At 68.5% G+C, this 7,783-nt stretch carries 11 protein-coding genes; 5 read left to right on the forward strand and 6 right to left on the reverse strand.

Features of this window, described 5'->3' with window-relative positions; genetic code table 11:
* Positions 1–383, forward strand: a 383-nt coding sequence (locus tag D183_RS0117165; protein ID WP_017910085.1) for a 2OG-Fe(II) oxygenase, incomplete at its 5' end; no start/stop codon positions are given.
* A 190-nt stretch (positions 384–573) separates the two neighbouring features.
* On the opposite strand, the gene D183_RS0117170 is transcribed toward D183_RS0117165, so the two are convergent.
* Complete coding sequence (locus D183_RS0117170; RefSeq protein ID WP_026143212.1) at positions 574–1,659, reverse strand: PA0069 family radical SAM protein; 1,086 nt, start codon at positions 1,657–1,659, stop codon at positions 574–576.
* On the opposite strand from D183_RS0117170, the gene D183_RS27560 reads away from it, so the two are divergent.
* From D183_RS27560 to D183_RS0117185, 4 genes are all read left to right on the forward strand, one after another.
* On the forward strand, positions 1,646–1,918 hold the full coding sequence (locus D183_RS27560; protein WP_157835220.1) for a hypothetical protein: 273 nt from the start codon (positions 1,646–1,648) through the stop codon (positions 1,916–1,918). The genes D183_RS0117170 and D183_RS27560 overlap by 14 nt on opposite strands.
* A 144-nt stretch (positions 1,919–2,062) precedes the next feature.
* Positions 2,063–3,535: a cardiolipin synthase gene (gene cls / locus D183_RS0117175; protein ID WP_017910087.1), complete on the forward strand. Its 1,473-nt coding sequence runs from the start codon at positions 2,063–2,065 to the stop codon at positions 3,533–3,535.
* 102 nt (positions 3,536–3,637) lie between these two features.
* Positions 3,638–3,904, forward strand: a complete 267-nt coding sequence (locus D183_RS0117180; protein WP_010340662.1) for a hypothetical protein — start codon at positions 3,638–3,640, stop codon at positions 3,902–3,904.
* Positions 3,905–3,918: 14 nt separating this feature from the next.
* Complete coding sequence (locus D183_RS0117185) at positions 3,919–4,671, forward strand: pyridoxine 5'-phosphate synthase (protein WP_017910088.1); 753 nt, start codon at positions 3,919–3,921, stop codon at positions 4,669–4,671.
* Between the two features lie 193 nt (positions 4,672–4,864).
* On the opposite strand, the gene D183_RS0117190 is transcribed toward D183_RS0117185, so the two are convergent.
* From D183_RS0117190 to D183_RS0117210, 5 genes are all read right to left on the reverse strand, one after another.
* A complete protein-coding gene (locus D183_RS0117190) occupies positions 4,865–5,272 on the reverse strand; it encodes an ExbD/TolR family protein (RefSeq protein ID WP_026144582.1) in 408 nt (135 codons plus the stop codon).
* A 317-nt stretch (positions 5,273–5,589) separates the two neighbouring features.
* On the reverse strand, positions 5,590–6,003 hold the full coding sequence (locus D183_RS0117195) for an ExbD/TolR family protein (protein WP_010340665.1): 414 nt from the start codon (positions 6,001–6,003) through the stop codon (positions 5,590–5,592).
* A gap of 3 nt (positions 6,004–6,006) precedes the next feature.
* Positions 6,007–6,432 (reverse strand): ExbD/TolR family protein, encoded by a 426-nt coding sequence (locus D183_RS0117200; RefSeq protein WP_026144583.1) that lies wholly within the window; start codon positions 6,430–6,432, stop codon positions 6,007–6,009.
* Positions 6,433–6,472: 40 nt separating this feature from the next.
* On the reverse strand, positions 6,473–7,237 hold the full coding sequence (gene exbB, locus D183_RS0117205; protein ID WP_010340667.1) for a TonB-system energizer ExbB: 765 nt from the start codon (positions 7,235–7,237) through the stop codon (positions 6,473–6,475).
* Positions 7,238–7,334: 97 nt separating this feature from the next.
* The coding region (locus D183_RS0117210) for an energy transducer TonB (RefSeq protein ID WP_017910092.1) at positions 7,335–7,783 on the reverse strand (449 nt) is incomplete at its 5' end.

The following is a 7,783-nucleotide window of genomic DNA, read 5'->3' on the forward strand; positions in this document are numbered from 1 at the left end:
ACTTCGCCCTGCTCGACGACGCCGCGCTGTCCAACCTGGCGCGCACCTGCCTGCGCCCGGGCGCGATCAACCTGCAGTGGTACGAAGCGGGCGAGGGCGGCTATCCGTACTGGCACTGCGAACTGTACCCGCGCGATCCGAGTGCCGAGACCCTGCACCGGCACCTGCTGTGGACCCTGTACCTCAACGACGATTTCGACGAGGGCGAGACCGAGTTCCTGTTCCAGCAGCGCAAGATCGTCCCGCGCGCCGGCAGCCTGCTGATCGCCCCGACCGCCTTCACCCACACCCACCGCGGCAACCGCCCGCAACGCGGCGACAAGTTCATCGCGACGAGCTGGATCCTGTTCCAGTCGGCGCAGGCGCTTTACGGCAGGGAATAGGGAATGGGGAATGGGGATTCGTCAAAAGCAGGGATTCGGGAGTGGGGATTGGGGATTCGTAAAAGCTGCTTTCTTGGTGGCTGAATTGCAGTGGCTGCGTCGGGCCGCCGCGACGCGCCGCTCTTGCTAATCCCCAATCCCGAATTCCGAATCCCTGCCCCATTACGAATCCCGAATCCCCAATCCCCGCTCAAAACAACACACCCTGCGGCGACGGCGGGCGCGGCGGCAACGGTTTGACGAAGTGGCTGCAGTCCAGGCGGCGGCGCGGGGACTCGGCATAACCCAGCCGCTTGTGCGCCAGCGCGAAGCGCCGTGCCAGCAGGTCGGCGTAGACGCCTTCGCCGCGCATGCGCTTGCCGAAGGTGCTGTCGTAGTCCTTGCCGCCGCGCAGTTGCTGCACCGTGCTCATCACGTGCGCGGCGCGGTCGGGATGGTGCGCCTGCAGCCAGTCGCGGAACAGCGGCGCCACCTCGTGCGGCAGGCGCAGCAGCACGTAGCCGGCGGACTCGGCACCGGCCTCGCGGGCCGCCTCCAGCACCGCTTCGAGGGCGTGATCGTTGATCCACGGGATCACCGGCGCCACCATCACCCCGACCGGCACGCCGGCCTCATGCAGCGTACGCATCGCCCGCAGCCGCGCGTGCGGCGCCGAGGCGCGCGGCTCCAGCCTGGCCGACAGTCGCGGGTCCAGCGAGGTCACGGAGAAGTGCACGCTGACCAGGTTGTCGCGGGCCAGCGGCGCCAGCAGGTCCAGGTCGCGCTCGACCAGCGCGTTCTTGGTGATCAGCGAAAACGGGTGGCGGGTCTCGGCGAAGACCTCGATCAGGCGCCGGGTCAGCTGCAGCTTGCGCTCGATCGGCTGGTAGGCGTCGGTGTTGATGCCCAGCGCGATCGGGCTGGGCACGTAGCCGGGCTTGGCCAGCTCACGGCGCAGCAGCTCTGGGGCATTGGTCTTGGCGAACAGCCGCGTCTCGAAATCCAGCCCCGGCGACAGGTTCAGATAGGCGTGGCTGGGGCGGGCGAAGCAGTAGCTGCAGCCGTGCTCGCAGCCGCGGTACGGGTTCACCGATTGCGCGAACCCCACATCCGGCGACTGGTTGCGGCTGATGATGCTGCGTGCGGTCTCCTCGCTCACCTGGGTGCGCAGGCGCGGGGCAGCGAATTCCTCGCTGTCGTCGGTGTGCCAGCCGTCGTCCTCGGCCTGGCTGACGGTCCGTTCGAAGCGGCCCGGCAGATGGCTGCCGGCGCCGCGGCCCTTGATGGCGGTGCTCATCGGCATAGGCTACGCGGCAGGCGTCTCGGCGGATGCGACGGCACCGACGGCGGCGCTGAATCTTTCAGGCCACGCAGGCAGCGTGGCTCGCCTCCGCCCGTTGCGCACGGCGGCGCAGCATATCGACGTTCCACGGCGGGCCGGCGGCCTGTCGCTCTTCGGCGATGACGCTGCCATTCGCCGAACCGGGGCCTCGTCGCAGGCGCACGCGAACGCCGTCGCCTTGGCGTCACTCGGTTGCCGCGAACGCCCGCTGTGATGCACCCGCAGTGCAGCGCAGGGTCGCAGAGCGGATGGCTGCCAGCGCGCCAGACAGCAAACCCACGCGATCCGGGCGGTCGCCGCGGTGCCGGGCCTGCATCGCCTTCGCCGCAACCTCCGCGTCACCCTCTAGAATCCGCCGATGCTCGTGATCGCGACTCTGCAGAACACCTGGGACCGGCTGACCGGCATCCCGCACATCGGCGCTTACCTCACCGCCGCCTACCTGCTGTACATCCTGTGGCTGAGCGGCTGGATCGTGCTGCAGAAGCGCGAGCCGGCGGCGACGCTGAGCTGGGTGCTGTCGCTGGCCGCCTTGCCCTACCTGGGCTTCGTCATCTACTACCTGCTGGGCCCGCAGAAGGTGAAGCGGCAGCGCCTGCGCCGCGGCCGCTCGCGCTCGGGCATGGAGCACTACAGCAGCGTGTGCCCACCCGACGCCGACTGTACCGAGCTGGCCAAGATCGCCCAGGCCACCACCGGCCTGGCGCCGAGTTCGGCCACCGCGGTGCAGTGGCTGGTCGACGGCGCCGCCACCTACGAGGCGATCGTGCGCGACATCGGTGCCGCCCAGCACCACGTGCACCTGGAGTACTACATTTTCAATCCCGACCGCACCGGCACGCGCATCCGCGACGCGCTGGTCGAGCGCGCCCGCGCCGGCGTGCGCGTGCGCCTGCTGCTGGATGCGGTCGGCTCCTCGCAGGTGCGCAAGCGCTTCCTGCGGCCGCTGCTGGAGGCCGGCGCCGAGGTGGCCTGGTTCCATCCCACCCAGTTGCTGCGGCCGTTCAAGTTCAAGCGGCCCTGGGTCAACCTGCGCACCCACCGCAAGATCGTGGTGATCGACGGCCGCATCGCCTTCACCGGCGGCATCAACGTCACCGACGAGGAGAACGAGGCGCTGCGCGCCGACGCCTACCGCGACCTGCACCTGCGCTGCGAAGGCCACGTGGTGCGCAGCCTGCAGCTGGTGTTCGTGGAGGACTGGCTGTACGCCACCCGCCAGGGCCGCGATGCCTTCGACATGGCGCGGATCTGGCCCAGCGACATGCCCAGCCGCGATGCCGGCACGATCCAGGCGCAGGTGCTGGTGTCGGGGCCGGATTCATCGTGGGAGAGCATCCATCGCCTGCAGGTGGCGGCGATCCACGAGGCGCAACGGCGGGTGTGGCTGGTCACGCCGTACTTCGTGCCGGGCGAGGCCGCGCGCATGGCGCTGACCTCGGCGGCGCTGGGCGGGCTGGACGTGCGCCTGCTGGTGCCCAAGCGCAGCGACTCGCGGCTGGTGACCTTGGCCGCGCGCTCTTACTTCGACGAACTGCTGCAGGCCGGCGTGCGGATCTACGAGTACGGCCCGCGCATGCTGCACACCAAGGCGCTGATCACCGACGAGGACCTGTGCCTGGTCGGCAGCGCCAACTTCGACAACCGCAGTTTCCGGCTCAATTTCGAGGTCGCCACGCTGTTCCGCGACCGCGGGCTGACCCGGCAGCTGGCCGAGCTTCTGGAAGGGGAGATGGCCGATGCGGTGCGCGTACGCGACGACCGCAAGCGCTCGCTGTGGCGCTACCGGCTGCCGGAGGCGGTGGCGCGGCTGACCTCGCCGCTGCTGTAAGCGCGGCGCCCCGGCGCCGGGAGCGGCGCGCGCCGGCCGCGGTACCACGTGGAACCGGCACGCCCGGCGGCGCTACACTGCGCCATCCTTGGGGAGATCGTCATGTACTGGCTCTTTCTGCCGCTCGCGCTGGGTGCTTTCGTTCTGGCGTTCACGACGCCGCACATGTGGTTGCTGGTGGTGAGCCTGCTGGCCGCGCTGGCCTTTCTACTGGCCTGGGCACGCGGCTGGTACGTGGCCAAGATCGGCGATGCCAGCCAGCGCGACGCGATGCCGATGATCGACCCGGCCGAACTGCGCCGCCTGCGCGAGCAGGCCGAGGCGCGCCGCGCCGCGGCCGCCGCCAGCGACGACGCCGCGGCGCCGTAAGCGGTTCGCCGGCGATGACCAAGCTCAGCGTCAACGTCAACAAGATCGCGGTGCTGCGCAATTCGCGCGGCGGCGACCTGCCCAGCGTGCTCGACGCCGCGCGCGCCTGCCTGGATGCCGGCGCGCACGGCATCACCGTGCACCCGCGCCCGGACCGGCGCCACATCCATGCCGAGGACGTGCTGGCGCTGGCCGAGCTGACCCGCGAGCGCGGCGTCGAATTCAACATCGAGGGCAACCCGTTCGCGCCGCCGCGTCCCGGCTACCCGGGACTGATCGCGCTGTGCGCGCAGACCCGCCCGGCGCAGGCCACCCTGGTGCCCGACGGCGACGGCCAGCTCACCTCCGACCACGGCTTCGACTTCGGCCGCGACAGCGACCGCCTGCGCCCGCTGATCGCCGAGCTGAAGGCCCTGGGCTGCCGGGTCAGCCTGTTCGTCGATGCCGACAACCCGGATCTGGCGGTGGCGGCCGAACTGCGCGCCGACCGCATCGAGTTGTACACCGGTCCCTATGCCGCCGCGTGGGAGCAGGGCGACAGCGCCGCGGCCGCGCCGTTCGCTGCTGCCGCACGCCGCGCGCAGGCGGCCGGGCTCGGCGTCAACGCCGGCCACGATCTGGCCCAGGCCAATCTCGGCGCGTTCCTGGCAGCGGTCCCCGACGTGCTGGAAGTGTCGATCGGCCACGCGCTGATCGGCGAGGCGCTCTACGCCGGGCTCGACGCCACGGTGAAGGCCTATCTGGCGGTGCTGGCCGGCGCACGCTGAGCGAGGCCGGCATCTGCCTGGCTCCCTGGAACTTGCCGGCGTCGCGGGCGCAGCGATCGCGTGCAGCAAGGTTGTCGCGATCGGCGCAATCCGATCAAGCTGGGCGTTCGCTGCCTCCCGCAAGCGGAAGCGCGCGAGTTCCCGACGCACGCGACGCCACCGGCAATGGTGGCGTCGCACCACAGACCGCCTGTTACTGCACGAAGCCGATGCGCTGGACGTCGGCGTTCTTGGCCGCCGCCAGCACCTTGGCCATGGCCTCGTAGTCGGCGTCCGGGCTGGCATCGATACGCAGTTCGGGCGGATTGCCGGCCGCCTGCGCCATCGCTTCCTGCAGCCGAGGCTGCAGATCGCGCAAGGCCAGCGGCGCGGCATTCCAGAACAACTGGCCACTGGCGTCCAGGCGCAACTGGATCGGGTCCGGTGGCGGCAAGGGCCTGGAAAGTGCCGGCGTCCGCTGCGGCAGGTCCATGGCCATCGTCTGCGTCAGCATCGGCACGGTGACGATGAAGATGATCAACAGCACCAGCATCACATCGACCAGCGGGGTGACATTGATCTCCGCCAGCGGTCCCCGATTCCCTGCAGCACTGAACGCCATGGCCAGCCTCCTGTGGGTGTGGTGTCGCGTCACCAGCCTACACCCGCGGCGCGGCGGGATGCGAGGGGCGGCGACAGGCGGGCAGGCTCGGGAGTGGTCCCGCATCGGACTGCTCAGGCCGGGAGGCGAGCAGGCGAGCGCGAAGCACGCCCGGCCAGGCGGAAGACGCGACGCGCCACACGCAGGACCGCGGGCAGGCATCGTCGCAGCGGGCAGTGCAGCCAACCGTGCACGCACAAAAAAACGCCACCGTTGCCGGTGGCGTTTGCAGTCGCGTCATGACTGAGGTGTTGCGGTGAAGCGGATTGCGGTGAAGCTTATTGCTGCACGAAGCCGATCTTCTTCATGTCCGAGTTCTTGGCGGCGGCCAGCACCTTGGCCATCACTTCGTACTCGGAATCCGGATTGGCATCGATGCGCAGTTCCGGCTGGTTGGTCGGATCGCGCTGGACTTCGTTTTCCATCATCTGCGGGAGCGCACTCACCGCCACCGGGCTGTTGTTCCAGAACACCTGGTTCGACGCATCGATCCGCAGATCGATCGGCGGCGGCGGATCGCGCAACTGCGGCGGCGGGTTGATGACCCGCTGCGGCAGATCCACGTCGATCGGGTACGTCATGATCGGCGCGGTAACGATGAAGATGATCAACAGCACCAGCATCACGTCGACCAGCGGCGTGACGTTGATGTCGGCCATGGGACCACGGCCGCCTCCTGAGCTGAACGCCATGGCTCAGTTCCCCTTCTCTTTGGTCGCAACGAAGCCGACGTCCAGCATGCCCTGACTCTGCGCGATCTTGGTGATCTCGTTGATCGTGCGCATCTTGGTGGTGCGGTCGCCACGCAGGTTGAGCGGCGGCTGCGGGGTCTGCTGTGCAGCGGTCGAGAAGCGCGACTCCAGGGCTTCCTTGGAAATCGGCTCATCGTTCCAGTACAGCGACCCATCCTCCTTGACCGCCAGGGTGATCGGATTCGGACGCTTGTCGTCCTTGTCCGGATCCTGCTTCAAGTTGGCTTGGGGCAGTTCCACCTTGACCTTGTGGGACATCAGCGGTGCCGTGATGATGAAGATGATCAGCAGCACCAGCATCACGTCCACGAGGGGCGTGACGTTGATGTCGGCCATGGGGCCGCCGCTGTTACCACTACTGAAAGCCATAACGGGCTCCGTTAACGTTGCGTGGACGACTTAGCCGGGATCAGCGAACGCGCGAACCGGTGGCGAAGAAGTCGTGCAGGTCGTGAGCGAAGGTGTCGAACTTGGCGATCACCGAGCTGTTGACCTTGCTGAAGAAGTTGAAGGCGAACACGGCCGGGATCGCGACGAACAGACCGATCGCGGTCATGATCAGCGCTTCACCGACCGGGCCGGCCACGGCGTCGATCGAGGCGGAGCCGGTGGCACCGATCTTGATCAGCGCGCCGTAGATGCCCCACACCGTACCCAGCAGACCGACGAACGGCGCGGTCGCACCGACGGTCGCCAGCAGGGTCATGCCCGACTGCAGCTTGGTGCTTTCGCGGGTCACGGCCTGACGCAGGGCGCGGTCGACGAACTCCGAACGGCTCAGGGTCTCGCCTAGGCCGGTGCCGGTGCCGGCTTCGGCGCGCTGGTGGTGCGCGGCGGCCTGCGCAGCGTCCAGGGCGATCTTCGAGAACGGCTCGGAGGCCGGCTGCTCTTCCATCGCACGGATGGCGTCCTGGGCGTTCGGGGTGTCCCAGAACAGGCTGGTGACGCGGTCGGCCTGGCTCTTCAGACGGGTGGCGCGGAAGATGTTGATGATCGTCCAGTACCAGGACGAGGCGGACATGATGATCAGGGTGATGAGCACCACCCAGGAGACGGCGAAGTCACCCGGCTTGGAGGTCATTTCGGTGATCAGGTGCTCGAAGCCCATCTGCGACAGGGCGTTCGATGCGTTGTTGCCCCCCGCAGCAGCGGCGATGAAAATTTCCTGCAGCATGACGCTTACCTTTGTTGTGTGTGGTGGTGATGAGGGTGGTGCAAAGAGTAGACAGGGTCTGCGGACCGGCGGTGCGCCGGTCCGCGCAACCTTTGTATCAGTTCAGCGCGAAGTTGACCGGGACGCGGACGCGGCCGGCGGTCTTCTGTCCATTGACGACAGCGGCATTGAACCGCCACTTGCGCGCTGCTTCCATCGCGGCGCGGTCCAGGTCGCGGTTGCGGCTGGATTTCTCGACGGCAACGTTCGTGACGTTACCACTGGCATCGACATCGATGATCAGGATCACCTCGCCCTGCGCGCCCGACCGGAATGCAGCCGGCGGGTACTTCGGCGGGTTCATGTTCTTCGACGAAATATCGACGCTCGCGCCAATGTCGGTCGGCTGCGACGGCGGCGCAGGCGGCGACGGCGGGGTGGCCACGTCGTTGGGGCGCGGCTCCGGCACGTCGATCACCGGGGCTTCCGGCGGCGGCGGCAGCGGGGTCGGCTTCGGCGGCGCGAGGTTCTTCACCGGCGGCGGCGGAGTTTCCGGCGGCTTCGGCG

Source organism: Xanthomonas sp. SHU 199 (assembly GCF_000364665.1).
GTDB lineage: Bacteria > Pseudomonadota > Gammaproteobacteria > Xanthomonadales > Xanthomonadaceae > Xanthomonas_A > Xanthomonas_A sontii.

Coding starts and splice junctions, on each gene's coding strand:
- exbB (WP_010340667.1), bottom strand. CDS start 7,237: ATGCTGCAGGAAATTTTCATCGCCGCTGCTGCGGGGGGCAACAACGCA.
- D183_RS0117170 (WP_026143212.1), bottom strand. CDS start 1,659: ATGAGCACCGCCATCAAGGGCCGCGGCGCCGGCAGCCATCTGCCGGGC.
- D183_RS0117190 (WP_026144582.1), bottom strand. CDS start 5,272: ATGGCGTTCAGTGCTGCAGGGAATCGGGGACCGCTGGCGGAGATCAAT.
- D183_RS27560 (WP_157835220.1), top strand. CDS start 1,646: ATGGCGGTGCTCATCGGCATAGGCTACGCGGCAGGCGTCTCGGCGGAT.
- D183_RS0117195 (WP_010340665.1), bottom strand. CDS start 6,003: ATGGCGTTCAGCTCAGGAGGCGGCCGTGGTCCCATGGCCGACATCAAC.
- D183_RS0117185 (WP_017910088.1), top strand. CDS start 3,919: ATGACCAAGCTCAGCGTCAACGTCAACAAGATCGCGGTGCTGCGCAAT.
- D183_RS0117180 (WP_010340662.1), top strand. CDS start 3,638: ATGTACTGGCTCTTTCTGCCGCTCGCGCTGGGTGCTTTCGTTCTGGCG.
- cls (WP_017910087.1), top strand. CDS start 2,063: ATGCTCGTGATCGCGACTCTGCAGAACACCTGGGACCGGCTGACCGGC.
- D183_RS0117200 (WP_026144583.1), bottom strand. CDS start 6,432: ATGGCTTTCAGTAGTGGTAACAGCGGCGGCCCCATGGCCGACATCAAC.